The organism is Bradyrhizobium agreste (genome assembly GCF_016031625.1).
Classification (GTDB): Bacteria; Pseudomonadota; Alphaproteobacteria; order Rhizobiales; family Xanthobacteraceae; genus Bradyrhizobium; species Bradyrhizobium agreste.
Window position 1 is genome coordinate 370,850 of sequence record NZ_JACCHP010000002.1, and the last position, 23,649, is coordinate 394,498.

Annotated in this window: 23 protein-coding genes; 10 read left to right on the forward strand and 13 right to left on the reverse strand. The window is 64.4% G+C overall.

Going from position 1 to position 23,649, the window contains the following annotated elements; translation table 11 throughout:
* Positions 1-35 precede the first annotated feature (35 nt).
* On the forward strand, positions 36-1,397 hold the full coding sequence (locus HZZ13_RS04485; protein ID WP_197958435.1) for a metallophosphoesterase family protein: 1,362 nt from the start codon (positions 36-38) through the stop codon (positions 1,395-1,397).
* Between the two features lie 55 nt (positions 1,398-1,452).
* On the opposite strand, the gene HZZ13_RS04490 is transcribed toward HZZ13_RS04485, so the two are convergent.
* Positions 1,453-2,277, reverse strand: a complete 825-nt coding sequence (locus HZZ13_RS04490; protein WP_197958436.1) for an SDR family NAD(P)-dependent oxidoreductase — start codon at positions 2,275-2,277, stop codon at positions 1,453-1,455.
* Positions 2,278-2,377: 100 nt separating this feature from the next.
* Here HZZ13_RS04490 and HZZ13_RS04495 point away from each other — a divergent pair, with 100 nt between their 5' ends.
* Positions 2,378-2,671, forward strand: a complete 294-nt coding sequence (locus HZZ13_RS04495; RefSeq protein ID WP_197958437.1) for a hypothetical protein — start codon at positions 2,378-2,380, stop codon at positions 2,669-2,671.
* 16 nt (positions 2,672-2,687) lie between these two features.
* On the opposite strand, the gene HZZ13_RS04500 is transcribed toward HZZ13_RS04495, so the two are convergent.
* The 4 genes from HZZ13_RS04500 to HZZ13_RS04515 form a co-directional block, all read right to left on the reverse strand.
* Positions 2,688-3,407, reverse strand: coding sequence for an RraA family protein (locus HZZ13_RS04500; protein WP_197958438.1), 720 nt, complete (start codon positions 3,405-3,407; stop codon positions 2,688-2,690).
* A gap of 122 nt (positions 3,408-3,529) precedes the next feature.
* Positions 3,530-4,408, reverse strand: a complete 879-nt coding sequence (locus HZZ13_RS04505) for a CDP-alcohol phosphatidyltransferase family protein (RefSeq protein WP_197958439.1) — start codon at positions 4,406-4,408, stop codon at positions 3,530-3,532.
* A gap of 86 nt (positions 4,409-4,494) precedes the next feature.
* Entirely contained in the window at positions 4,495-5,217 is a 723-nt protein-coding gene (locus HZZ13_RS04510) for a phosphatidylserine decarboxylase (RefSeq protein WP_311972600.1), read from the reverse strand.
* A 66-nt stretch (positions 5,218-5,283) separates the two neighbouring features.
* A complete protein-coding gene (locus tag HZZ13_RS04515; RefSeq protein ID WP_197958441.1) occupies positions 5,284-7,242 on the reverse strand; it encodes an ABCB family ABC transporter ATP-binding protein/permease in 1,959 nt (652 codons plus the stop codon).
* Positions 7,243-7,443: 201 nt separating this feature from the next.
* Here HZZ13_RS04515 and HZZ13_RS04520 point away from each other — a divergent pair, with 201 nt between their 5' ends.
* Positions 7,444-8,049: an LOG family protein gene (locus HZZ13_RS04520; protein WP_197958442.1), complete on the forward strand. Its 606-nt coding sequence runs from the start codon at positions 7,444-7,446 to the stop codon at positions 8,047-8,049.
* 8 nt (positions 8,050-8,057) lie between these two features.
* On the opposite strand, the gene HZZ13_RS04525 is transcribed toward HZZ13_RS04520, so the two are convergent.
* The 4 genes from HZZ13_RS04525 to cysS form a co-directional block, all read right to left on the reverse strand.
* Positions 8,058-8,435, reverse strand: a complete 378-nt coding sequence (locus tag HZZ13_RS04525) for a VOC family protein (protein ID WP_197958443.1) — start codon at positions 8,433-8,435, stop codon at positions 8,058-8,060.
* A gap of 134 nt (positions 8,436-8,569) precedes the next feature.
* Positions 8,570-10,168 (reverse strand): citramalate synthase, encoded by a 1,599-nt coding sequence (gene cimA, locus HZZ13_RS04530; protein ID WP_197958444.1) that lies wholly within the window; start codon positions 10,166-10,168, stop codon positions 8,570-8,572.
* Entirely contained in the window at positions 10,165-10,656 is a 492-nt protein-coding gene (locus tag HZZ13_RS04535; RefSeq protein ID WP_197958445.1) for a GNAT family N-acetyltransferase, read from the reverse strand. Before HZZ13_RS04535 ends, cimA begins: the two co-directional genes overlap by 4 nt.
* A gap of 115 nt (positions 10,657-10,771) precedes the next feature.
* Positions 10,772-12,154: a cysteine--tRNA ligase gene (gene cysS / locus HZZ13_RS04540; RefSeq protein ID WP_197958446.1), complete on the reverse strand. Its 1,383-nt coding sequence runs from the start codon at positions 12,152-12,154 to the stop codon at positions 10,772-10,774.
* Between the two features lie 289 nt (positions 12,155-12,443).
* Between cysS and HZZ13_RS04545 the strand changes: the two genes are divergently transcribed.
* Positions 12,444-12,725 (forward strand): hypothetical protein, encoded by a 282-nt coding sequence (locus HZZ13_RS04545; RefSeq protein ID WP_197958447.1) that lies wholly within the window; start codon positions 12,444-12,446, stop codon positions 12,723-12,725.
* Positions 12,726-12,865: 140 nt separating this feature from the next.
* On the forward strand, positions 12,866-14,044 hold the full coding sequence (locus tag HZZ13_RS04550; RefSeq protein WP_197958448.1) for a DUF2865 domain-containing protein: 1,179 nt from the start codon (positions 12,866-12,868) through the stop codon (positions 14,042-14,044).
* A gap of 54 nt (positions 14,045-14,098) precedes the next feature.
* On the opposite strand, the gene HZZ13_RS04555 is transcribed toward HZZ13_RS04550, so the two are convergent.
* Positions 14,099-15,007 (reverse strand): DUF2189 domain-containing protein, encoded by a 909-nt coding sequence (locus HZZ13_RS04555; RefSeq protein ID WP_197958519.1) that lies wholly within the window; start codon positions 15,005-15,007, stop codon positions 14,099-14,101.
* A 517-nt stretch (positions 15,008-15,524) separates the two neighbouring features.
* On the opposite strand from HZZ13_RS04555, the gene HZZ13_RS04560 reads away from it, so the two are divergent.
* The 5 genes from HZZ13_RS04560 to HZZ13_RS04580 all read left to right on the forward strand — a co-directional run bounded on the left by HZZ13_RS04560 (position 15,525) and on the right by HZZ13_RS04580 (position 20,054).
* Complete coding sequence (locus tag HZZ13_RS04560; RefSeq protein ID WP_197958449.1) at positions 15,525-16,358, forward strand: cytochrome c oxidase subunit II; 834 nt, start codon at positions 15,525-15,527, stop codon at positions 16,356-16,358.
* Positions 16,359-16,435: 77 nt separating this feature from the next.
* The gene (locus HZZ13_RS04565) at positions 16,436-18,214 is read left to right on the forward strand and encodes a cbb3-type cytochrome c oxidase subunit I (protein WP_197958450.1); all 1,779 of its coding nucleotides are present in this window, start codon (positions 16,436-16,438) and stop codon (positions 18,212-18,214) included.
* Positions 18,211-18,915 carry a cytochrome c oxidase subunit 3 gene (locus tag HZZ13_RS04570; RefSeq protein ID WP_197958451.1) on the forward strand — a complete coding sequence of 235 codons (705 nt, stop codon included), beginning with the start codon at positions 18,211-18,213 and terminating at the stop codon, positions 18,913-18,915. Before HZZ13_RS04565 ends, HZZ13_RS04570 begins: the two co-directional genes overlap by 4 nt.
* A 14-nt stretch (positions 18,916-18,929) precedes the next feature.
* Positions 18,930-19,652 (forward strand): heme-copper oxidase subunit III family protein, encoded by a 723-nt coding sequence (locus tag HZZ13_RS04575; RefSeq protein ID WP_197958452.1) that lies wholly within the window; start codon positions 18,930-18,932, stop codon positions 19,650-19,652.
* 9 nt (positions 19,653-19,661) lie between these two features.
* Complete coding sequence (locus HZZ13_RS04580) at positions 19,662-20,054, forward strand: cytochrome C oxidase subunit IV family protein (protein ID WP_197958453.1); 393 nt, start codon at positions 19,662-19,664, stop codon at positions 20,052-20,054.
* A gap of 25 nt (positions 20,055-20,079) precedes the next feature.
* On the opposite strand, the gene HZZ13_RS04585 is transcribed toward HZZ13_RS04580, so the two are convergent.
* The 3 genes from HZZ13_RS04585 to HZZ13_RS04595 are packed head-to-tail and all read right to left on the reverse strand — an operon-like array spanning position 20,080 to position 23,606.
* A complete protein-coding gene (locus HZZ13_RS04585) occupies positions 20,080-21,837 on the reverse strand; it encodes an NAD+ synthase (RefSeq protein ID WP_197958454.1) in 1,758 nt (585 codons plus the stop codon).
* Positions 21,838-21,859: 22 nt separating this feature from the next.
* Positions 21,860-22,213, reverse strand: coding sequence for a diacylglycerol kinase (locus HZZ13_RS04590; RefSeq protein ID WP_197958455.1), 354 nt, complete (start codon positions 22,211-22,213; stop codon positions 21,860-21,862).
* A gap of 4 nt (positions 22,214-22,217) precedes the next feature.
* Positions 22,218-23,606, reverse strand: a complete 1,389-nt coding sequence (locus HZZ13_RS04595; RefSeq protein ID WP_197958456.1) for a class II 3-deoxy-7-phosphoheptulonate synthase — start codon at positions 23,604-23,606, stop codon at positions 22,218-22,220.
* Between the last annotated feature and the right edge of the window lie 43 nt (positions 23,607-23,649).

The window sequence follows — 23,649 nt, forward strand, 5'->3', positions numbered from 1 at the left end:
CTCCGAGCCGATCCCCGCAATGCAAGGTCACTCCCGTGAATGCTTCCATCTCCGCGATTCTGCCCCGCGGCAAAGGTCACCAGTTCGTCTTGTATGGCGACTCCTGTTCGGGCGTGCCGGGCGCATTGCACGAAAAGACCTTCGCCTCGGTCAATGCCGTTGTTCAACGCCTTGAACCACAGCCTGAATTCATCCTCTTTCCAGGCGATGAAATCATTGGCCTGACTCCGGATGCCGACGCTCTGCGCGCGCAGTGGCGACATTGGCTCGATGCGGAGATGGCGTGGCTTGATCGTGCAGCTATCCCCATCTGGCACACCACCGGCAATCACACGACCTACGACCTGACGAGCGAGGCGGTGTTCCGCACCCTGCTCGACTTGCCGAAGAACGGACCGCAAGGGCAAGCCGGTCTCTCCTACTTCGTGCGGCGGGACGACCTTTTGATGGTCTTCGTCAACACGCTATGGAGCGGTCTCGGCGGCGAGGGACATGTCGAGATCGACTGGCTGGAAGCAACGCTGAGAGCTCATGGCGATGCCCGACACAAGCTCGTCCTCGGCCATCACCCGGTGTTTCCCGTCAATGGCTTTACCGGCACTTATCAGCGCGAGATCGGCCACGAATACGCTCGTCCGTTCTGGGACGTTCTTGTCAGCGAAAACGTGCTTGCCTACCTCTGCAGCCACATCCTTGCTTTCGATGTGCAGGCGCACCGCGGCGTGCTGCAAATCTGTACGGCAGGCGCGGGAACGGCCCACAGAATGCCTGAAGGCATCGAATATCTGCATTGCGTGCAGGCCGCGCTCGACGACCAAGGCCTGCGTTATCAGGTCCTCGATATCGACGGCACGGTGAGGGAGAGGATGGAATGGCCTCTGCCCGATCCCGATCCCACCCAGTGGAGACACCTTCCGCTCGGAGCGGCCGAAGCGATGTTCACTGGCCGGGTGCAGAGCGGATGTCGGATCGAGCTGCGGCTGACGGGGCAGACCGCCACGGCCGATGTCGCATCGGCGCAGACGATCCTGACGGCTTTCGCGCCAGGCTCGATCGCACCGTTCTGGTTGGGCCTTCGGGGGCCGAAGCAGACCCTGACAGCTATCGTCGGGCGCGATCCCGGCCGCAGCCCATCCTATTGGTTTGGGCCTGACCTGCCAGCAGGTGAGCGTTTCGACATCCACGTCCTGATCTATCCGGATATGGGTCCCGGCGGCCTGCTCTATCGCCACCACAACACTCCGCGTTGGTCGTCCTTCAACTCAGCGACCGCGCGAGGATTGGAGCTGCTCTCCTGGCCCCGGCATTGGGCCATCGGTTATGGACAAGGCGGCTGTGAAGACCGTCCGTTCAGAGGTGCCGCGCTGAATTTTCAAGTCGCGCAAACAGGGCCCTGATGATCGAATGAGCGCGACGGTGCTGCGGTGACCAGAGTTGCGGCGTGCCAGCCCTTCAGGACGACAGGCCCGTCAGCTCCAGGCTGAGGGCACGCAGGCGCTTGCGCGCGTCGGCATCATAGGCCTGCGGATTGGCGCGCGCCTCGTTCATGCCATTGAAGAACAGGCCGCTCTTGTCAGCGACATCGTCGCCCTCGACGAGGTGGAGGATCGCCGCACCGCCTTGCTCCACCGTCGAGATCGGCGTGACGCCGCCGGCACGCACCATCGTGGTGTTCATGTAGGTCGCGGGATGCAGCGCGTTGACCGTGACACCGGCGCCTCTCAGCTCGTCCGCGAAATCGATGGTGAACATGATCTGAGAAAGCTTGCTCTGTGCATAGGCACGCGAACCGCTGTTACCTTTCGTGATCATGACATCATCGAAATCGATCGGATGCTGACCGAGCGAAGCGACATTGACGATACGCGACGGCGCCGCGGCCTTGAGCAGCGGCAGCAACAGATGGGCCAGCAGGAAACCGGAGAGATAATTCACGGCAAAGCGCAACTCGTGACCGTCGGCGGTGACTTGTCGCTGCGGCCCATCGTTCTGCGAGCCGATGCCGGCATTGCTGACGAGGACGTCGAGACGCTGGTGATCGCGTTTCACGGCTTCGGCTAGCGCGCGCGTGTCCGACATCGACGACAGATCGGCCTGGTAGAAGGTCGGCGCGGCACCGCCGGCTTTGGCGATCTCGTCGCTCAACACCTTCGCACGCGCTGCATCGCGGCCATGAATCAGGACCTTTGCACCGTCTTCAGCCAGCCGGCGCGCGACATAACGGCCGACGCCGTCGGTCGAGCCGGTTACCAGGATCGTCTTGCCATTCATCTTCATCGTGCGCCCTCCGACTGCGGCCCTGCGCCACATCCGCGGCGAGAGATCATGCAGTATTCTGTGGCCGTGCGGCATGCTCCACGAGAGGAGCCGTTCTGCAATGTTGACACTGTTTGGTCTTCTCACCGCCCTGCCCGCGGTGCTGGCGCTCCACCTGCTCGAGCCGGAGCTGGTGCTGCCGGGGTTCAGTGTTTTGCTCTTTGTCGAGGCCGGCTTCGCCGTCATCGCGGCGCGCTTGATTCATCTGCCGGACAATTCGGACGATATCACGCTGTGGGACCTCGCGGGCGGCTTCACCCTGATCGGATGCGCCGCCGCGATGTTCGGCGAGCCGGATCAAGCCGCCCTGCTTCTGACCGAGCAAGGCGGCCTGCGGCCGTCGTCGCGGCCGTAAATTGCCCAAGCAGCCGTCAATGGATCTCCGCCGACCGCTTCAGCGCGGCCTTCAGCTTTTCCAGCGAGAAGTCGGGGCTGCGCGCGATCTCCAGGATCGGCGTCTCGCGGCGGCCGCAGAGCTCGGCGGCCTCCGGCAGCTTTGCGGCCAGGTCGAGCGGGATCACGATGGCGCCATGCCGGTCGGCATGGATGAGATCGTCCGACTTCACGGTCATGCCGGCGACGCGCACCTCGCCGCCGAAGCTTTCCGCGTGCACCCAGGCGTGCGACGGACCGATCGAGCCGGCCAGCGCCTGGAAGCCGGGCGCCCATTGCGGAATGTCGCGGATCGAGCCGTCGGTGATGACGCCGAGGCAGCCGAGCGCCTTGTGCACGTTGCTCTGCACCTCGCCCCAGAACGCGCCATAGCCCACGTCGGGTCCGTCGATGTCCTGGATCACCGAGATGCGCGGGCCATGGCCGGTGCCGACATATTCGTAATATTCGATGCGGCGCCTGGACTGCTCCTCGGCCGGAAGCGATGATTTCAGCACCGAGCGGATCGTCACCGTGCGGGCGTAGCCGACGATCGGCGGCAGGTCGGGAAACGGGCAGACCAGCTGCTTGGTGGTGTAGCCGATCAGCCGCCGCTCGGGCGCCACGATCTCCATGGCATTGCAGATCGTCGGCGTGTCGTAACGGCCCAGCGCTTCGATGACGGAAGCGGGCAGCGGCCCGGTCGCGGAATTGGTCACGGCGTTCTCTCCCAGATTGGCGGCGGTTGATTGCGCGATGCCGCCGGCACAGGGCGATATAGCCGAGAACGGGCCTCTACCCAACTCAGGCAGGCCTCATGGCAGATATCTGCTTGCGGCCTTTAGTGCAGCCGCCCGGGCCGGTCGTCCTGGGGCGGCTCCGACAAAGTCGCCAGTGTCGGCGCCGAGGGCGGCGACGGGACCTCGCCTCCCGCCGGCGCGGTGGCTTCCACTGCGCGCGCCTGGTCGCGATAGGATTTGTAGCCGAGCGGCAGCGCGAGGAGGTACAGCACCGTGCCGATCGACAGCACGTGCCAGGGATAGGCGATCAGGAGCGCAATGAAGACGATCACGGCGACGAAGGCCGGCAGCACGAGCTCAGGCGGCACGCGCATGCGCTTGGTCTTGCCGGAGAACACCGGCAGGCGCGACACCATCAGAAATGCGATCAGAAGCGTGTAGGCCGCGGTCACCGCCGCAGGTGTGCGGCCGAGATCGAGGAACGCGACATAGATGGGCAGCAGCACGGTGATCGCGCCGGCAGGCGCCGGCACGCCGGTGAAGAAATTGGCGGCAAAGGCCGGCTTGTTCGGATCGTCCATGGTGGCGTTGAAGCGGGCGAGCCGCAGGCCGCCGGAGATCGCGAACACAATGGCCGCGATCCAGCCGGCATTGCCGAGCTCGTGCAGCTGCCAGAAATACAGCATCAGGCCGGGCGCCACGCCGAAATTGACGAAGTCGGCGAGGCTGTCGAGCTCGGCGCCGAACTTGGACTGCCCCTTGATCATGCGCGCGATGCGGCCGTCGATGCCGTCGAGCGCGGCAGCGAACACGATGGCGTAGACGGCGAGCGACGTCCGCCCTTCGATCGACAGCCGGATCGAGGTCAGGCCGGCGCAGATCGCCAGCAGCGTGATGACGTTGGGCACCAGCATCCGCACCGGGATTGGTCGGAACCGCCGGCGGCGGACGTCGGGATCCTTGAAGTCGTAAGGCGTCATGGCTCGTCCTTATCTCGAGGCGAGATATAGCAAGCCGCGCCGCCCTCCGCCATTGCGGCGGACGGCCTGCAAGCACCGACTATTGGTTAATTGGCGCGGAAGGCGCGGCCCGGGTCGTCGCCGGCAAGGTCGGCCAGGATCGTCTCTCCGGCGATCGCGGTCTGCCCTTCCGAGACCAGCGCCTTGGTGCCCACGGGCAGGTAGACATCGAGGCGCGAGCCGAAGCGGATCAGGCCGAAGCGCTCGCCGGCGCCGATCGCCTGCCCTTCCCGAACGAAGCAGACGATGCGCTTGGCGACGAGGCCGGCGATCTGGACCACGCCGATCCGCGCCGTCGGCGTCGTGATCACCAGCGAGTTGCGCTCGTTGTCCTCGCTCGCCTTGTCGAGTTCGGCATTGATGAAGAGGCCGGGCCGATAGGCGATACGATCCACCCGGCCCGCCATGGGCGCGCGGTTCACGTGGCAGTTGAACACGCTCATGAAGATCGAGATGCGCGGCAGCGGCCGGTCGCCGAGCCCGAGCTCGGCCGGTGGCAGTGCCATGGTGATCATCGAGACGCGCCCGTCGGCCGGCGACACCACGAGACCCTCGCGCACCGGCGTCACGCGGACGGGATCGCGGAAGAACAGCGCGCACCACACGGTCAGGATCGTGCCGATCCACCCCAGCGGCGACCACAGCCAGAACAGGATCAGGCTCGCCAGCGCAAAGCCGCCGATGAAGGGATAGCCCTCCTTGTGGATCGGCGGGATCTGGCGCTGGATCGAATCGAGAATGGTCATTGCTTTTTGCCGGTCGGGGTTGATGCCACGGGTCGTCACGGGCTTGTTTAGGCCAGACTGTTTAGGCCAGACTTGGGACCTGAGACAAGGTCACTCCGCCGCCGCGGGCGTCGTCAGGATGTCGTCGACCGGCGGCGGCTCCCGGTTGGGCGCGGCATTGGCGTCGGCCATCTTGGCCAGTTTCTCGCGGGCCTCCTCGGCCTCGCGCTGCCTGTTCCACATGCTGGCATAGAGCTCACCCTGCGCGAGCAGGCTCGCGTGAGTGCCGCGCTCGGCGATGCGGCCCTGGTCCAGCACGATGATCTCGTCGGCGCCGACGATGGTGGAAAGCCGATGCGCGATCACCAGCGAGGTGCGGTTCTTGGCCACGCGGTCGAGCGCCCCCTGGATCTCGTGCTCGGTGTGGGTGTCGAGCGCCGAGGTCGCCTCGTCGAGCACCAGGATCGGCGGCGCCTTGAGCACCGTGCGCGCGATCGCCACGCGCTGCTTTTCGCCGCCCGACAATTTCAGGCCGCGCTCGCCGACCTGGGTCTCGTAGCCCTTGGGCGCCATGCGGATGAAGTGGTCGATCTGTGCCAGCCGCGCGGCCTCCTCCACCTCGGCATCAGTCGCATCCCAACGGCCGTAGCGGATGTTGTAGCGGATGGTATCGTTGAACAGCACGGTGTCCTGCGGCACCATGCCGATCGATGCGCGCAAGCTGGCCTGCGTGACCCCGCGGATGTCCTGGCCGTCGATCAGGATCCTGCCGCCGGAAATGTCATAGAGGCGAAACAGCAGCCGCGAGATGGTCGATTTGCCGGCGCCGGAGGGGCCGACGATGGCGACGGTCTTGCCGGCCGGCACCTCGAAGCTGATGCCCCTCAGGATCGGGCGCGTCGGCTCATAGGCAAAGCGCACGTCCTCGAAGCGCACCGTGCCGGCGGAGATGACCAGCGGCTTCGCGCCAGGTGCATCCTTGATCTCGGCCTCGCGGCTGAGCACGCCGAACATCTTCTCGATGTCGATGATCGCCTGCTTGATCTCGCGATAGACCATGCCCATGAAGTTCAGCGGCTGGTAGAGCTGGATCATCATGGCGTTGACCAGCACGAAATCGCCGACCGTGTTGGTGCCGTTGCGCACGCCGATCGCGCACATCAGCATGGTCGCGGTCAGGCCGAGCGTGAAGATCACCGCCTGACCCGTATTGAGCACCGCGAGCGAGGTGTAGGTACGGACGCTCGCCTCCTCGTAGCGCTCGACCGACCTGTCGTAGCGCTGCGCCTCGCGCGCTTCGGCGCCGAAATACTTCACCGTCTCGTAATTGAGCAGCGAGTCGATCGCCTTGGTGTTCGCTTCGGTGTCGGAATCGTTCATCTTGCGGCGGATGCCGATCCGCCACTCGGTCGCGATATAGGTATAGTACATGTAAAGCGTGACCGTGATCAGGGTGGCGACCACGTAACGCCAGTCGAATTGCCAGAGCAGCACCGCCAGCAGCAGCGAGACCTCGACGATGGTCGGGATCAGCTGCAGGATCACCATGCGCACGATGACCTCGATGCCCTCGCGGCCACGCTCGAGCACGCGCGTCAAGCCGCCGGTCTTGCGCTCCAGGTGAAAGCGTAGCGACAGCTCGTGCATGTGGATGAAGGTGAGGGTCGCGAGCTTGCGCACCGCATGCATGGCGACGCGGGCGAAGATGCCGTCGCGCCATTGCGTCAGCACCGCCATCAGGATGCGCATCAGGCCGTAGCTCGCGGTCAGCAGCAAGGGCGAGGCGATCACCCAGAGATGCCAATTGTCGGCCGCGACCGGCGCGGTGTTGGCGCCGGTCAGCGCATCCGTCGCCCATTTGAAGCTGAACGGCACGGCGAGCGTGATCAGCTTGGCGGCAAGCAGCAGCACCAGCGACCAGACCACCCTCATCTTCAGGTCGAAACGGTCGCCCGGCCAGATGTAGGGCCACAGATGTGCCAGCGTGCCCATCAGCGTGGCCCCGGCCTGCCGTCCTGCCGCGGGAGGATCAGGAACGTCGGCGCCGTCGAACGATTGAGGTTGGTCCATCAAGAAACCCGAAAGCCCGCCGGATGCAGGCGCAACTGCGATTAACGATTTTCGCCCGTCATATAGAGCCTTCCCGACGCCCGCGCACCCCGCCAGATGGCGAATCCTCGATTGTTTGTCGCGATTTACCGGTAAATTCCCGGAAGTATCGAATCACCGTTTGGACTTGACGCCACTTCGCTGCAATGCATCATGGCACCGATGAGCACGATCAAAACCGTCTGTGTCTATTGCGGCTCCGGCCCTGGAACAAATCCCAACTTCATCGAAGCGGCGAAGGCGCTCGGCAGAGCGCTGGCGGAAAGCAAGATCCGTCTCGTTTATGGCGGCGGCTCGCTCGGCCTGATGGGCGCGGTCGCAACCTCCGTGCTGGATCACGGCGGCACCGTCACCGGCATCATCCCTGACTTCCTGCGGATGCGCGAGAACGCGCTGACGCGCGTGCAGGAGATGGTCGTCACGCCCGACATGCACGAGCGCAAGCGGCTGATGTTCGAGCGCTCCGACGCCTTCGTGGCCTTGCCCGGCGGCCTCGGCACGCTCGAGGAGTTGGTCGAGCAGCTGACCTGGCAGCAACTCGGCCGTCACGCCAAGCCCGTGCTACTGGCCAATATCGACAATTTCTGGGAGCCGCTGTTCTCGCTGGTGGCCCACATGCGGCAAACCCAGTTCATCCGCGCCGGTCTTTCCGTCGATATCCTGAAGGCGGACAAGGTCGAGGAAATCGTCCCACGGCTGCGCGCCGCGGCGGCGCAGATTCCCGACGACCAGCGCGATCTCGCGCCCGACGTGGCCCGGCGCCTGTAGGCCGTCTTTTATTCCTGCGGGAACGTCACCGCCTCGATCCGATTGCCGTCGGGGTCGGTGACGAAGGCGGCGTAGTAGCGCACGCGATCGTGCGGGCGGATGCCTGGCGCGCCGTCGGAGCCGCCGCCGGCGGACAAGGCAGCCGCATGAAACGCATCGACCTCGGCCGTGGTTTTCGCCCGCAGGCAGATGTGCACGCCGCTCTCCGGCGCGACACGCGGCATGCCTTCGCGCAAGTTGATCCAGAACTCCGGATAGGCCTTGCCGAAACCGACCGTCCGCGGCCGCGTGACGAGGCGCGTGAGGCCGAGAGCGGCGAGCGTCGCCTCGTAGAACTTTGCGGCACGATCGAGATCGCCGACGCCGACGGAGATGTGGTCGATCATGGCCGTGCTCCCTGCCTCCTCAGTCATTCCGGGGCGATGCAAAGCATCGAACCCGGAATCTCGAGATTCTCAGGTGCGCAATTGCGCACCATAGTTCGCCTCTTCGAGGCGCCCCGGAATGACCACAGCAACACTTACGCCGGCGCCCCCGACTTCACCAGCTTGTAGATCACCGAATCCATCAGCGCCTGGAACGAGGCGTCGATAATGTTCGGGGACACGCCCACAGTGGTCCAACGATCGCCGTTCTCGTCCTCGCTCTCGATCAGCACGCGCGTGACCGCGCCGGTGCCGCCATTGAGGATACGGACGCGATAGTCGATCAGCGTCAAGCCCTCAATGAATTTCTGGTACTTGCCGAGATCCTTGCGCAGCGCGACGTCGAGCGCGTTGACGGGACCGTTGCCTTCGGCCGCCGAGATCAGATGCTCGCCGGCGACGTCGACCTTGACCACCGCGAGCGCCACCGTGACGCGTTCGCCGAGCGCATTGTAGCGCTGCTCGACGTTGACGTCGAACTGCTCGACCTCGAAATAATGCGGCACCTTGCCGAGCGTGCGGCGCGCCAGGAGCTCGAACGAGGCGTTGGCGGATTCATAGGCATAGCCGGCCGCCTCGCGCTCTTTCAATTCCTCGACGAGCCGCGTCAGCTTCGGATCGCTCTTCTCGTAAGGGATGCCGGCGCGGTCGAGCTCGGCGATGACGTTGGAGCGGCCGGCCTGGTCGGACACCAGCACCTTGCGGTGATTGCCGACCAGCTCCGGCAGCACATGCTCGTAGGTCTGCGGATCCTTCAGCACGGCGGAGGCATGGATGCCGGTCTTGGTGACGAAGGCGCTCTCGCCGACATAAGCCGCATGCCGGTTCGGCACGCGGTTGAGCATGTCGTCCAGCGTGCGCGACACCTTGACCAGCGTCGCCAGCTTCTCCGTGGTGACGCCGATCTCGAAGGCGTCGGCAAAACCCGTCTTCAGCTTCAGCGTCGGGATCAGCGAGCAGAGATTGGCATTGCCGCAGCGCTCGCCGAGGCCGTTCAGCGTGCCCTGGATCTGCCGCGCGCCGGCACGCACCGCGGCGAGCGAATTGGCCACCGCCTGCTCGGTATCGTTATGGGCGTGAATGCCGACGTGGTCGCCGGGGATGTGCCTGGTCACGTCTCTGACGATGGCCTCGACCTCATCGGGCATAGTGCCGCCATTGGTGTCGCACAGCACCACCCAGCGCGCGCCGGCCTCATAGGCGGCCTTGGCGCAGGCAAGCGCGAAGGCGGCGTCTTCCTTGTAGCCGTCGAAGAAGTGCTCGCAATCGAGCATCACCTCGCGACCGGCCGCCTTCGCCGCCGCGACGCTGTCGCGGATCGAGGCGAGGTTCTCTTCCTTCGTGGTCTCCAGCGCGACGCGCACCTGATAGGCCGAGGACTTCGCCACGAAGCAGATCGCATCCGCCTTGGCTTCCAAGAGGCCCGCGACGCCCGGATCGTTCGAAACCGAGCGGCCTGCCCGCCGCGTCATGCCGAAGGCGGTGAAGCGTGCATGATTGAGCTTGGGCTTGGAGCCAAAGAACTCCGTGTCGAGCGGATTGGCACCGGGATAGCCGCCCTCGACATAGTCGATGCCGAGATCATCGAGCATCGCCGCGATGACCTGCTTGTCGGCCAGCGTGAAGTCGACGCCGTTGGTCTGCGCCCCATCGCGCAGCGTGGTGTCGAACAGATAAAGACGCTCTTTGCTCATTGCCCCGCTCCGAGCGTCTTCTTCATGGTGGTGTTGGCGAGCCACTCGTCATTCACAGCGACGCTGTTGCGCTGCTGGGCGGTGTAGCCGCGCTTGGCGAAGAAGCCCTCCGCGGTATCGCTCGCATCCACCGATAAACTCTGGGCGCCGCGTCCACCGGCGAGCTTCTCCAGCGCGTCGACCAGCATGGTCGCGATGCCCTGTCTGCTGACGGCCGGATGCACATAGAGCATGCGGATGTGATCATTGCCGCGGAGCGAGGCGAAGCCGACGGGCGAGCCTTCCAGCGTCGCGATCAGCGTCAGGTCGGACGCGAGCCGCTTGCCGAACTCTTCGTCCTCGGCCGCCGCCATCCAGGCTTCCTGCTGCGCCTCGCTATAATCGTCGCCGGTCAATTCCTCGATGCTAGCGGCGAAGATCGCGGCGAGCATCGGCACATCATCAGGCAGGAAGGGCCGCAGTGCGGGCTTTGGCAAAGTCTGTCCCATCGTCCTCACCACATTCCATAGAGCTTGAGCACGATCGCCACCGCGCCGGCGAGCAGCGCGATCTTGAGCGCGATGTAATAGAGCCAGTGCCGCGGAAATGGCGTGTCGGGCCGCTTCATCGCGCGATCTCCCAGGTCGTGCCTTCCTTGGAGTCCTTGATCGCAACGCCCATCGCAGCGAGCAGGTCGCGGATGCGGTCGGATTCCTTAAAGTCCTTCCGCGCACGCGCAGCTGTCCGCTCCGCGAGCAGGCGCTCGACCTCCTTGGCATCGACCCCGCTCGCCTGCTGCTTGCGCCCTTCCCACTGCGCCGCGCTCTCGGAGAGGAATCCGAGCAGCCGCAACGAGCCCGCAAGACCTGCGATATCATTGCCGCGCAGCCCGTGCAGCGCCGCGATCGCCTGCGGCGTATTGAGGTCGTCGAGCAGCGGTCCGACCACCGACGCAGCCGGCTCGCCGGGCGCGACATCGGCCGCGACGCGGTACCAGTCATCGAGCGTCTTGGCGCTCTCCTCCACCGACTTCATGGTCCAGTCGATCGGCGAGCGGTAATGCGTCTTCAGCATGTTCAGACGCAGCACCTCGCCCGGCCAATCCGCGAGCAGCTCATGGATGGTGACGAAGTTGCCGAGGCTCTTCGACATCTTCTCACTCTCGACCTGCAGGAAGCCGTTGTGCATCCAGTAGTTCGCCATGCGCTGCTGGTGGAAGGCGCAGCAGGTCTGCGCGACCTCGTTCTCGTGGTGCGGAAACACGAGATCGATACCGCCGCCGTGGATGTCGAAGTGCTCGCCGAGATGCTTCCAGGCCATGGCCGAGCACTCGATGTGCCAGCCCGGACGTCCCTCCGCCTTGATGCCCGCCGGGGACGGCCAGGACGGCTCGCCCGGCTTGGACGGCTTCCACAGCACGAAATCGGTCGCATCGCGCTTGTAGGGGGCGACGTCGACGCGGGCGCCCGCGATCATCTCGTCGAGCGAGCGCTTCGACAGCGCGCCATAGCGCGGCAGCGCGGAATTCGCCGCATTCATCGCCTGGGGCGAGAACAGCACGTGGTCCTCGGCGACATAGGCAAAGCCGCCGGCGACGAGCCTTTCGATGATCTCGCGCATCTCGCCGATATGCTCGGTCGCGCGCGGCTCGACGCTCGGCCGCAGCGCGCCGAGCGCGTCGACGTCGGCATGAAACTGCCGGCCCGTCTCCTCCGTGACCTTGCGAATAGCCTCGTTCAGCGGCAGGCCGGGAAAATCGCGCGCGGCGCGGTCATTGATCTTGTCGTCGACGTCGGTGATGTTGCGGACATATTTGACATGCGCCTCGCCGTAGAGGTGGCGCAGCAGCCGAAACAGCACGTCGAACACGATCACCGGCCGCGCATTGCCGATATGGGCGAAGTCATAGACCGTCGGTCCGCAGACATACATGCGGACGTTGTTCGGATCGAGCGGCACGAAGGTGCGCTTTTCCCGGCTCAGCGTATCGTAAAGACGCAATTCCATGACAACCCATCCCTCTCGGCCGGGCGTCCAAGGCTCTCAATGTGTTTGAGAAAAGACGGCTCCAGCCAGCGAATCGCTAGCTCGTAATCTCGCGGCAAATGGCGCAAATGGCGAGGAGACCGTTCATGCGGGCACATATGGGCCAGCACGGGCCCCGGCGTCAAGGGCCGCGAAAATGCCGCTTTTCCCTCCGCAAGGGGCGCGGCGGGCCTTCAGGGTTCATGATCCCCTAACCATTTGAGGCCATTCTGGAACCCGCGGTTCCCTGATTTTTTTCGCCGGTATTTTCATGCGATCCCTGCTCGCGCTCATTTTCGGCGCCTCGCTGCTTGCAGCACCTCCCGCGTGCGCCGAGACCCGCGTCTTCATCATCGCCGACCAGTGCCTGGCCAAAGGCGACACGTGCGGCGCCTCCGCCGCGCGCACCTATTGCCAGTCACGAGATTTTGCGAAGGCTTCAAACTATCGCCGGGTCGATCCCGACGAAATTACCGGCTCCGTCCCCAAAACCGGCACAAACTGCTCCCATGGCCGTTGCGACGAATATGTCGCAATCACCTGCCAGCGCTGAATTCCCTCGGAGCTGGCGGACCTTAGGACCAGTTCGGCCCCTGAAACGACGTGACGATGCCGCAGGAAGCGGCTATTGGGAGGGCGCGCTTCGGCCCCCACCTCACTTGGATGATCACGCCGGGCCGTGACCTCGCTAGAATGGCGGATATGCCTGAATTCTTCTTTCTCTTCCGTGCCCGCTCCCTGCTTGCCTGCACCGTGCTCCTCGGCACCGCCGTGCTCGCCAATGGCGCTTTGGCGCAGGCCGGCCCGCCCCAGCCCGGCCAGAACGGGCTCGGACCGAACCCGATGTGCGTGCGCCTGGAAGCCCAGCTCGCGGCGCTCGATCGCGGCGGCGGGGGTGATGCCGCGCGCGAGGAGCAGATCCGCCGCTATCAGGATTCCCAGGCCAAGCAGCAGGCCGAGCTCGACCGCGTCACCATGCAGGCCAAGCGCATGGGCTGCGATTCCTCCGGCTTCTTCTCGCTGTTCAACGGCCAGTCGGCGCAGTGCGGTCCGGTCAACACCCAGATCCAGCAGATGCGCGCCAATCTGGACCAGATCACCGGCAGCCTCGAGCGGCTGCGCGGCGGTCCCGGCGCCAGCCCGGAGCGCGACAATCAGCGCCGCTCGGTGCTGATGGCGCTGGCGCAGAACAATTGCGGCCCGCAATATGCCAATGCCGCGCAATCGCAAGGCGGCGGCAATTTCCTGAGCAATCTGTTCGGCGGCAACAACCCGAACAATCCGCAACCCATGCCGCCCTCCGATCTCGGCCCGCAATCCGGCACCTTCCGCACCGTCTGCGTGCGCACCTGCGACGGCGCCTATTTCCCGATCTCCTTTGCCACCGTGCCGGCGCGCTTTCCCGACGACGAGAAGACCTGCAAGGCGCTGTGCCCGGCCGCTGAAGCCGTGCTCTACACCCATCGCAATCCCGGCGAGGACATGAACGCGGCGGTCTCGATCGGCGGCCAGCCCTACACGGCGCTGCCGACCGCATTCAAATTCCGCAGCGAGTTCAACCCGTCCTGCTCCTGCAAGGCGGCGGGGCAGACCTGGGCGGATGCGCTCAAATCGGCCGACGACAAGGCGAGCGTCGAGCAGCAGGGCGACATCATCGTCACCGAGGAAAGCGCCAGGAAGATGCAGCAGCAGCGGCTCAACAAGGGTGCGCCGCCCCCTGCCAATGCCAAGAAAGGCGCGGCGCCCGCGCCGACGACGGCCACAGCACCGGCTGCGACACCGTCGGCGGACACCGGCACGGCTGCGCCGAGTTCAGAGAACAAGCCGATCCGCTCGGTCGGCCCGACCTTCCTGCCGCAGCAGCAGAAGTAGGCCCTGCTCCGTCATACCCTGTGAAGGCGGCCGCCGGGCGCGGCCGTTTCGCTGTTACGGCTCGCGCTCGCGGCTCCACGGGAAGAGATTGGCCGGAAAGTCTGCCGCGTAGCGCCTGCCCTTAGGGAGCGCCGTCGGTGCGTCCGGTGGGTTCGGATTAGGCTCGACCACCCGCCGATAGAGGTGCCAGGTGGCATGGCCGAGCACCGGCAGAACAACGGCGAGACCGACGAAGAGCGGCAGCGAGCCGATCACGAGCAGCGCCGCCACGATGAGGCCCCATCCGGCCATCGCAACCGGATTCGCCGCCACCGCTCGGAGCGACGTGCGGATCGCGTCGATCGCAGTCGCATGACGGTCCAGCATCAACGGAAACGACACGACGCTGACGCACAAGGCCACAACCGCAAACAGGAAGCCAACACCGCAACCGATGAGGATGAGAGACCAGCCTTCCGGCGTCGTCAGCACGCGCGTTGCGAAATCGGGAATGCTTGCAGCCGCCGCGTGGCCGAAGATCGCGACATAAATTGCGTTCGCGACACCGATCCAGGCCCCGAACAGGACCAGCAGGAGCACGCCGAGCTCGACCATGGCACCGAACGACGGTGCGCGCAGCACCTTGATCGCATCCCATGCCTCGACCTCCTCGCCACGCTCGCGACGCCGGCTGAGTTCGTAGAGACCGATCGCGGCAAAAGGACCGATCAAGGCAAAGCCGGCGGCCAGCGGAAACAGTAGCGGCAGCACCGAATAGCCGAGCACCATCCTGAACAGGACGAGACCGAGAACGGGATAAATCAGGCACACGACGATCGCGTGACTCGGCATTGCCTGGAAATCCCCCCAACCCAGGCGCAGGGCCTCGGTCAGGTCGGAAAAGCTGATCTTGCGAATGGGATAGGAGGCCGCTTCGCCGAAGACGTGCCGCCTGACGATGTCGTGGGAGTACAGAGTGGCCATGAACGGACCCTCCCGTGCTGAAAATCGCGGTTTCGATAACACGCGCTTTTCAGCCACGCGTGTCCGCCTGACGAGCAGGAAACGCGATGGGTCAGGTACGGCAACCCAGGTTCAGCACCCGAGCCTGGCCGGACGGAACCCGTCGCGACCTGCCTGGCAAGCTTAGCGCGCGCGGAGCACGGCTGCACTCACGGTTGGGTGAATTGCGCACCAGCACGGATTTGTGCGTTGCATCACCCAACTCCAACATGCGCACCTGATGTCGTTTGCGAGCACGGCAATCATCAATTCGGGCACCCACATTGCTCTATTGACGCCGGATTAGGCTGGTATCATTTTAGACGGAGACGCCCTTAGAGTTGATGATCGCGAGCGTTCTCTTGATCTCGCGATCAGTGGAATGGGCGAGGCAAAAGGCCGGCGATGGCATGAATGCCAAGAAGGGCAGCCATCGCGACAGACATGAGCTCCGCCCTGGATTCGTATCCGTAGCCTTCGATGGCAAGGATGGATCAGGATGGCTGTCGCACTGATACTGCTTCTGGTCGCGATCGGCTCGGTGCTGTTTCACATCTACAGCCCGTGGTGGTGGACGCCGATCGCCACGAACTGGGCCTATATCGACCACACCATCAACATTACGTTCTGGATCACGGGCTTCGTTTTCGTCGCGGTCATCGCCTTCATGGCTTACTGCGTCTTCCGCTTTCACCACAAAGAGGGAAGACGGGCTGACTACAATCCGGAAAACAAAAGGCTCGAGTGGTGGCTGAGCGTCGGGACCGGCGTCGGCGTCGCGGCCATGCTGGCGCCCGGCCTCGTGGTCTGGCACCAGTTCGTGACGGTGCCTGCGGATGCCACCGAGGTTGAGGTCATGGGCCAGCAATGGCAGTGGAGCTTCCGCCTTCCGGGCAAGGATGGGCGGTTGGGCACATCCGATGTCCGCAACATCGCTGCCGACAATCCGATGGGGCTCAACCATGACGACGCCCACGCGCAGGACGACGTCGTGATCGAGAACGGGGACCTGCACCTTCAAGTCGGAAAGCCGGTCAAGGTTCTCCTCCGCTCGGTTGATGTCCTGCACGATTTCTACGTGCCCGAATTCCGGGCCAAGATGGACATGGTTCCAGGCATGGTGACCTATTTCTGGATGACGCCGATCCGAACCGGAACGTTCGATGTTCTCTGTGCGGAGCTCTGTGGCGCTGCCCACTATCAGATGCGGGCCAAGGTCATCGTCGACGAAGAGCGTGAATATCACGCGTGGCTGGAGCAACAAAAGACGTTTGCCGAACTGTCGCCGGCAAAAGCCATCGTGAAGGCGACGTACCAGTCCGGCGGCAAGTAGCAAGCTGCCGCCGCGAAATAGATCGGGTGCATGAGGCCAACGCCTCGCTTCCGATGGAAACGACCGAGGAGGTTTCTATGGTCGATATTCCATATGAAGGGATCGAAGGCATTCCGCCTGCCGAAGTACCTGACGTCGAGCTCTATCATCCGCGGAGCTGGTGGACACGGTATGTCTTCTCGCAGGACGCCAAGGTGATCGCCATTCAGTATTCGCTGACGGCCACGGCCATCGGGCTGGTGGCCCTGGTGCTGTCGTGGCTGATGCGGCTGCAACTGGGATTCCCCGGCACCTTCTCTTTCATCGATGCCAACCAGTACCTCCAGTTCATCACCATGCACGGCATGATCATGGTGATCTATCTGCTCACCGCATTGTTCCTCGGCGGCTTCGGTAACTACCTGATCCCGCTGATGGTCGGCGCCCGGGACATGGTCTTCCCTTATGTGAACATGCTGAGCTACTGGGTCTACCTGCTCGCGGTCCTGGTCCTGGCCTCGACATTCTTCGTGCCCGGCGGCCCCACCGGCGCCGGCTGGACGCTCTACCCGCCGCAAGCAATCCTCTCCGGAACGCCCGGGCAGGACTGGGGCATCATTCTCATGATGTCGTCCCTGATCCTGTTCATCATCGGCTTCACCATGGGCGGGCTCAATTACGTGGTCACGGTGCTCCAGGCACGCACCCGCGGCATGACGTTGATGCGCCTGCCCCTGACGGTGTGGGGCATTTTCACGGCGACCGTCATGGCGCTCTTGGCATTCCCTGCCCTCTTCGTTGCCTCGGTCATGCTGCTGCTCGACCGTCTCCTCGGAACCAGCTTCTTCATGCCCTCTCTCGTCGAGATGGGACAGCTGTCGAAGTACGGCGGCGGCAGCCCACTGCTCTTCCAGCACCTGTTCTGGTTCTTCGGCCATCCCGAGGTCTACATCGTCGCCCTGCCCGCCTTCGGCATCGTCTCCGATCTGATCAGCACCCATGCGCGGAAGAACATCTTTGGTTACCGCATGATGGTCTGGGCAATCGTGGCCATCGGCGCGCTCAGCTTCATCGTATGGGCGCACCACATGTATGTGAGCGGCATGTTCCCGCAATTCGGGTACTTCTTCGCCACCACGACGCTCATCATCGCCATCCCCACCGCGATCAAGGTCTATAACTGGGTGCTGACCCTGTGGCGCGGCGACATTCATCTGACGGTGCCGATGCTGTTCGCCCTCGGCTTCATCATCACCTTCGTGAACGGCGGGCTCACAGGCCTCTTCCTCGGCAACGTCGTCGTGGACGTGCCCCTTTCGGATACCATGTTCGTGGTCGCGCACTTTCACATGGTGATGGGCGTGGCGCCGATCATGGTCGTGCTCGGCGCGATCTATCATTGGTACCCAAAGGTCACGGGGCGGATGCTGAACGAGGCCATGGGCAAGTTTCACTTCTGGGTCACCTTCCTCGGCGCCTACCTGATCTTCTTCCCGATGCACTATCTTGGACTGCTCGGGGTCCCGCGCCGGTATTTCGAACTCGGAGATGCGACGTTCATCCCGTCCTCGGCCCATTCACTCAACGCCTTCATCTCCGTGGTGGCATTGACCGTCGGCTTCAGCCAGATGGTGTTCCTGTTCAATCTCGCCTGGAGCCTGTTCAAAGGTGAGGCCTCGGGCGGCAATCCATGGCGGGCGACGACGCTGGAGTGGCAGACGCCGGAGACGCCTCCAGGACACGGCAACTGGGGCAAGGACCTCCCGGTCGTGTACCGCTGGGCCTACGATTACAGTGTGCCCGGCGCCGCGGAGGACTTCATTCCGCAGAACCAGCCGCCGCGCGCGAGGAAGCTCATTCAGGGAGCTGCTTCGTGAGCGCCATCATTCTGTTCCTGACTGTGGTTGCGGTGATCGTCGGATGGTGGCTGTCGCAGCAGCGGCTGACGGCCAAGCCCTGGCTGGAGGAAGGCCCGGTCGGTGACTTCCCCGGCGGCGACAGCATGACCTGGCCGGCAGCAAAGGTCGGGCTTGGCGTGTTTCTCGCTGTCGCGAGCGTATTATTCGTCCTCTTCATCAGCGCCTACTCGATGCGCATGAGCGTGGTGGACTGGCGGCCGCTGCCGGTCCCGCGGCTGCTCTGGGTCAACACGGGCGTCCTGGTCCTGAGCAGTGCAGCGCTACAATGGTCGTACGTTGCTGCTCGGCGACACGACACCGAGAACGTCATGATCGGCCTGCTCGCGGGCGGAGCATCTGCCGTGATCTTCCTCGCCGGACAGCTCCTGGCCTGGCAACGGCTCGGGGCTGCCGGATATTTCGTGGCGTCCAATCCGGCGAATTCCTTCTTCTATCTGCTGACCGCGGTGCATGGACTGCATCTGACCGGCGGTCTGGTGGCCTTGGGCCGCACCTCAGCCAAGATGTGGCGCGGCGCCGAGATCGCCGAGATGCGATTGAGCGTGGAGCTATGCGCCATTTACTGGCACTTCATGCTGCTGGTCTGGCTTGTCCTGCTCGGTCTTCTCACCGGCTGGACCGATGATTTCGTCGACATCTGCCGCCGGTTGCTGAGCTAGGGAGGCGAGACCAGATGGCTGAGACCGTGCTGACGAATCCGGGCCAATCGACTGCACAGCTTGAAGGCTGGCGCGGCATCGCCGCCGACTGGGCCTCGGATCAACGCGCCTTCAAAAACGTGTCCTGGGGTAAGGCCATGATGTGGATCTTCCTCCTCAGCGACACCTTCATCTTCAGTTGCTTCCTGCTCTCCTACATGACGGCGCGCATGTCGACGACCGTGCCCTGGCCCAACCCCAGCGAGGTCTTCGCTCTCAACATCGCCGGCAAGCACATTCCGCTGATCCTGATCGCCATCATGACCTTCATCCTGATCAGCAGCAGCGGGACGATGGCGATGGCGGTCAATTTCGGCTACCGCCGCGATCGCGTGAGAACCGCAATCCTGATGCTGGTCACGGCGGCGTTCGGCGCAACATTCGTCGGAATGCAGGCCTTCGAATGGACCAAGCTGATCATGGAGGGCGTCCGTCCCTGGGGCAATCCGTGGGGCGCGGCGCAGTTTGGTGCGAGCTTCTTCATGATCACGGGCTTCCACGGCACCCATGTGACGATCGGTGTGATCTTCCTGATCGCCATTGCGCGGAAGGTCTTTCGCGGCGATTTCGACGTCGAGAGGCGCGGCTTCTTCACGAGCCGCAAGGGGTATTACGAGATCGTCGAGATCACGGGCCTGTACTGGCACTTCGTCGATCTCGTGTGGGTGTTCATCTTTGCATTCTTCTATCTTTGGTGAGGTCGGCGCATGACAAACGCGACGGTACACATGGAAGGGCGGCTCCACGCTCCGGCGCATGGCGCAGTCGCAACGGGAGCCGTTCACGCCAAGGGGCAACAGCACCCGATCAAGCTCTACCTCGTGGTCTGGGGCTGGTTATTCGTCCTCAGCACGTGCTCCTACCTCGTCGACTACTTTGGCCTGCATGGCTATCTGCGGTGGTCGCTGATCCTGCTGTTCATGGTGTTGAAGGCCGGCCTGATCGTCGCCGTCTTCATGCACATGGCCTGGGAGCGGCTGGCCCTGGCCTACGCCATCCTGCTGCCGCCGATCGCGGTATTGGTATTTGTATCGATCATGGTGCTGGAATCCGAATACACGCACTTCCTAAGGGTGCTGTTTTTCGTAAGCCCGTCATAGCGCCCGCCGTCGCTCAAGCTGGGCTTCACCCCTCGAACGCGTCGATTGACGCCGTGCTTCCGCGTGACACCAGCGCCTCATCCGCCGCCGGCAACGGCTCGCCCTTGTCGCGGAAGCGGTTGGTGATGGGATAGCGGCGGTCGCGGCCGAAATTCCGTGGCGTCACCTTCACGCCAGGCGCGGCCTGGCGGCGCTTGTATTCGGCGACGTTGAGGAGATGGTCGATGCGGGTGACGGTCTCGCGGTCGAAGCCGGCAGCGATGATCTGATCCAGCGGCTCTTCGCGCTCGACCAGGCGCTCCAGGATGGGGTCGAGCACCTCGTAAGGCGGCAGCGCATCCTCATCGCGCTGGTTCTCGCGCAGCTCCGCGGTCGGCGGACGCGTGATGATGTCGGGCGGGATCACCTCGCCAGCCGGGCCGAGCGCGCCGTCAGGCTTCCAGCTGTTGCGCAGGCGCGCCAGCCGAAACACCTGCGTCTTGTAGATGTCCTTGATCGGGTTGAAGCCGCCATTCATGTCGCCATAGAGCGTGGCGTAGCCGACCGACATCTCCGACTTGTTGCCGGTCGTCACCACCATCAGCCCCGTCTTGTTGGAGATCGCCATCAGAAGCGTGCCGCGGGTGCGGGCCTGGAGGTTTTCCTCGGTGATATCGGGCGGCAGGTTCTTGAAGATGCCGGACAGGATGGTCTCGAACCCGGTCACGGCTTCGGCGATCGGCAGCACCTCGTAGCGGATGCCGAGATGGCCGGCGAGCTCGCCGGCATCCGCGATCGAATGCGGCGCGGTGTAGCGGTAAGGCAGCATCACGCCATGCACTTGGTCGACGCCGAGCGCGTCGACCGCGATCGCCGCGCAGAGCGCCGAATCGATGCCACCGGAAATGCCGAGCAGCACGCCGGGAAAGCCGTTCTTGGCGACGTAATCGCGCAAGCCCAGCACGCAGGCAGCGTAGTCGGCCTTGTCGCCCTCGGGCAGCTCGGCGATCGGCCCGGTGCAGCGCCAGTCGTCGCCGTTTCTGCCAAAGCGCAACGTGACGATGCTCTCTTCGAACGCCGGCAGCTGCGCCGCGAGCGAGAGATCGCCGTTGAGCGCAAACGAAGCGCCATCGAACACCAGTTCGTCCTGGCCGCCGACCTGGTTGAGATAGACCAGCGGCAGCCCGCTCTCGGTCACGCGCGCCACCGCGACCGACAGGCGCACGTCGTTCTTGTCGCGGGCGTAAGGCGAGCCGTTCGGCACCAGGATGATCTCGGCGCCGGTCTCGGCCAGCGTCTCGACCACGTTCTCGTAGTCCTCGGACTCTTCCAGCCAGATGTCCTCGCAGATCGGCACGCCAATGCGCACGCCGCGCACGGTCATGGGACCGGCGGCGGGGCCGCGCGAAAACAGCCGCTTCTCGTCGAACACGCCGTAATTCGGCAGGTTGCACTTGAAGCGCAGGCTCGCGATGCGGCCGCCATCGAGCAGCGCGCAGGCATTGTAGAGCCTGCCCTCCTCGACCCAGGGCGTGCCGACCAGCATCGCGGGCCCGCCATCTTCGGTCTCGCGCGCGAGGCTTTCGATCGCGGCGCGGCAGGCGGCCTGGAAGGCGGGCTTCTGCACCAGGTCTTCCGGCGGATAGCCGGCGATGAACAGTTCTGGAAACAGCACGAGATCGGCGCCGTCGGACTTCGCCTGCACCCGCGCCGCGCGCGCTTGGGCGGCATTGCCCTCCACGTCGCCCATGGTCGGATTGAGCTGGGCGATCGTGACCGCGAATGTATCGAGACGTACGGTCATGGCCGCCCTATCCGATCCCGAGTTACAGGAACCCCAATCGCTCGATGACGGCAATGATCCAGAACGCGCCCGCCATCAAGAGTGCAACGCCGACCGCGGCCGAGCCCATGTCCTTGACGCGGCCGATCTGCTTGTCGTGATCCAAGGTCAGCCGGTCGGCGAGCTTCTCGATTGCGGTATTGAGCAGCTCGACTGTCAGCACGAATGCGACCGAACACACCAATTCGACCGCGCGCATCGCGGTCGCGCCGATGAACCAGGCCAGCGGCACCGACAGCAGCAGCGCAAAGATCTCCTCGCGGATGGCCTGTTCCGAGCGGAACGCAAAGGCCATACCGTTGCGGGAATTGATCGTGGCCTTCCAGATCCGCAGCAAGGTCTTACAGCCCCGCTGCGGCCGGAATCGGCTGGGTCTTGCCGGCGCGCTCCTGCTTGAGCAGCTCCGCCACCAGGAAAGCCATATCGATGGATTGCTCGGCGTTGAGGCGGGGATCGCAGACCGTGTGGTAGCGGTCGTTGAGATCCTCGTCCGTGATCGCGCGGGCGCCGCCGAGGCACTCGGTGACGTCCTGGCCGGTCATTTCCAGATGCACGCCGCCGGCATGGGTGCCCTCGGCGGCGTGGATCGCGAAGAACGACTTGACCTCGGACAGGATGCGGTCGAACGGTCGCGTCTTGTAGCCGGACGTCGAGGTGATGGTGTTGCCGTGCATGGGATCGCACGACCAGACCACCGCCCGGCCTTCGCGCTTCACGGCCCGGATCATGTTCGGCAGATGCTCGCCGATCTTGTCGGAGCCGAAGCGGCCGATCAGCGTCAGGCGGCCCGGCTCGTTGTCGGGATTGAGCACGTCGATCAGCTTCAACAGCTCGTCTACCTTGAGCGAGGGGCCGCATTTCAGCCCGATCGGGTTCTTGATGCCGCGGAAATATTCGACATGGCCGTGATCGAGCTGGCGGGTGCGGTCGCCGATCCAGAGCATGTGGCCCGAGGTCGCGTACCAGTCGCCGGTAGTGGAATCGACGCGGGTCATGGCCTGCTCGTAGCCGAGCAGCAGCGCCTCGTGGCTGGTGTAGAAATCGGTGGCACGCAGCTCCGGATGGCTCTCGAGGTCGAGGCCGCAGGCGCGCATGAAGTTGAGCGCGTCAGAGATGCGGTCGGCCAGCTCCTTGTAGCGGCGTGACTGCGGGCTATCCTTGAGGAAACCGAGCATCCATTGATGCACGCTGCCGAGATTGGCGAAACCGCCGGTGGCGAAGGCGCGCAGCAGGTTGAGCGTCGCGGCGGACTGGCGATAGGCCATCAGCTGGCGCTGCGGATCGGGAATGCGCGCTTCCCTGGTGAAGGCGATGTCGTTGACGATGTCGCCGCGATAGCTCGGCAGCTCGACGCCGTTCACCTTCTCGGTCGGCGACGACCGCGGTTTGGCGAACTGGCCGGCGATGCGGCCGACCTTCACCACGGGGACGGCGCCGGCATAGGTCAGCACCACCGCCATCTGCAGCAGCACGCGGAAGAAGTCGCGGATGTTGTTGGCGCCGTGCTCGGCGAAGCTCTCGGCGCAGTCGCCGCCCTGGAGCAGGAAGGCCTCGCCGGCCGCAACGCGGCCCAAGGCCTTCTTCAGGTTGCGCGCCTCGCCCGCGAATACCAGCGGCGGAAAGGTCGCAAGCTGCGCCTCGACGTCGGCCAAAGCCTTGGCGTCGGGATATTCGGGCACCTGTAGCACCGGCTTGCTGCGCCAGGACTCGGGCGTCCACCGCTCGGACATCGCAATCTCTCCGTGAAGCAAAAACCACAACCTGATCTAGGGG

Excerpts from the sequence above, each read along its gene's own strand:
- HZZ13_RS04520 (WP_197958442.1), top strand. The coding sequence starts at position 7,444 with ATGAGCACGATCAAAACCGTCTGTGTCTATTGCGGCTCCGGCCCTGGA.
- cysS (WP_197958446.1), bottom strand. The coding sequence starts at position 12,154 with ATGGAATTGCGTCTTTACGATACGCTGAGCCGGGAAAAGCGCACCTTC.
- HZZ13_RS04585 (WP_197958454.1), bottom strand. The coding sequence starts at position 21,837 with ATGACCGTACGTCTCGATACATTCGCGGTCACGATCGCCCAGCTCAAT.
- HZZ13_RS04575 (WP_197958452.1), top strand. The coding sequence starts at position 18,930 with ATGGCTGAGACCGTGCTGACGAATCCGGGCCAATCGACTGCACAGCTT.
- HZZ13_RS04565 (WP_197958450.1), top strand. The coding sequence starts at position 16,436 with ATGGTCGATATTCCATATGAAGGGATCGAAGGCATTCCGCCTGCCGAA.
- HZZ13_RS04555 (WP_197958519.1), bottom strand. The coding sequence starts at position 15,007 with ATGGCCACTCTGTACTCCCACGACATCGTCAGGCGGCACGTCTTCGGC.
- HZZ13_RS04560 (WP_197958449.1), top strand. The coding sequence starts at position 15,525 with ATGGCTGTCGCACTGATACTGCTTCTGGTCGCGATCGGCTCGGTGCTG.
- HZZ13_RS04490 (WP_197958436.1), bottom strand. The coding sequence starts at position 2,277 with ATGAAGATGAATGGCAAGACGATCCTGGTAACCGGCTCGACCGACGGC.
- HZZ13_RS04595 (WP_197958456.1), bottom strand. The coding sequence starts at position 23,606 with ATGTCCGAGCGGTGGACGCCCGAGTCCTGGCGCAGCAAGCCGGTGCTA.
- HZZ13_RS04535 (WP_197958445.1), bottom strand. The coding sequence starts at position 10,656 with ATGGGACAGACTTTGCCAAAGCCCGCACTGCGGCCCTTCCTGCCTGAT.
- HZZ13_RS04515 (WP_197958441.1), bottom strand. The coding sequence starts at position 7,242 with ATGGACCAACCTCAATCGTTCGACGGCGCCGACGTTCCTGATCCTCCC.
- cimA (WP_197958444.1), bottom strand. The coding sequence starts at position 10,168 with ATGAGCAAAGAGCGTCTTTATCTGTTCGACACCACGCTGCGCGATGGG.
- HZZ13_RS04495 (WP_197958437.1), top strand. The coding sequence starts at position 2,378 with ATGTTGACACTGTTTGGTCTTCTCACCGCCCTGCCCGCGGTGCTGGCG.
- HZZ13_RS04580 (WP_197958453.1), top strand. The coding sequence starts at position 19,662 with ATGACAAACGCGACGGTACACATGGAAGGGCGGCTCCACGCTCCGGCG.
- HZZ13_RS04525 (WP_197958443.1), bottom strand. The coding sequence starts at position 8,435 with ATGATCGACCACATCTCCGTCGGCGTCGGCGATCTCGATCGTGCCGCA.
- HZZ13_RS04550 (WP_197958448.1), top strand. The coding sequence starts at position 12,866 with ATGGCGGATATGCCTGAATTCTTCTTTCTCTTCCGTGCCCGCTCCCTG.
- HZZ13_RS04505 (WP_197958439.1), bottom strand. The coding sequence starts at position 4,408 with ATGACGCCTTACGACTTCAAGGATCCCGACGTCCGCCGCCGGCGGTTC.
- HZZ13_RS04545 (WP_197958447.1), top strand. The coding sequence starts at position 12,444 with ATGCGATCCCTGCTCGCGCTCATTTTCGGCGCCTCGCTGCTTGCAGCA.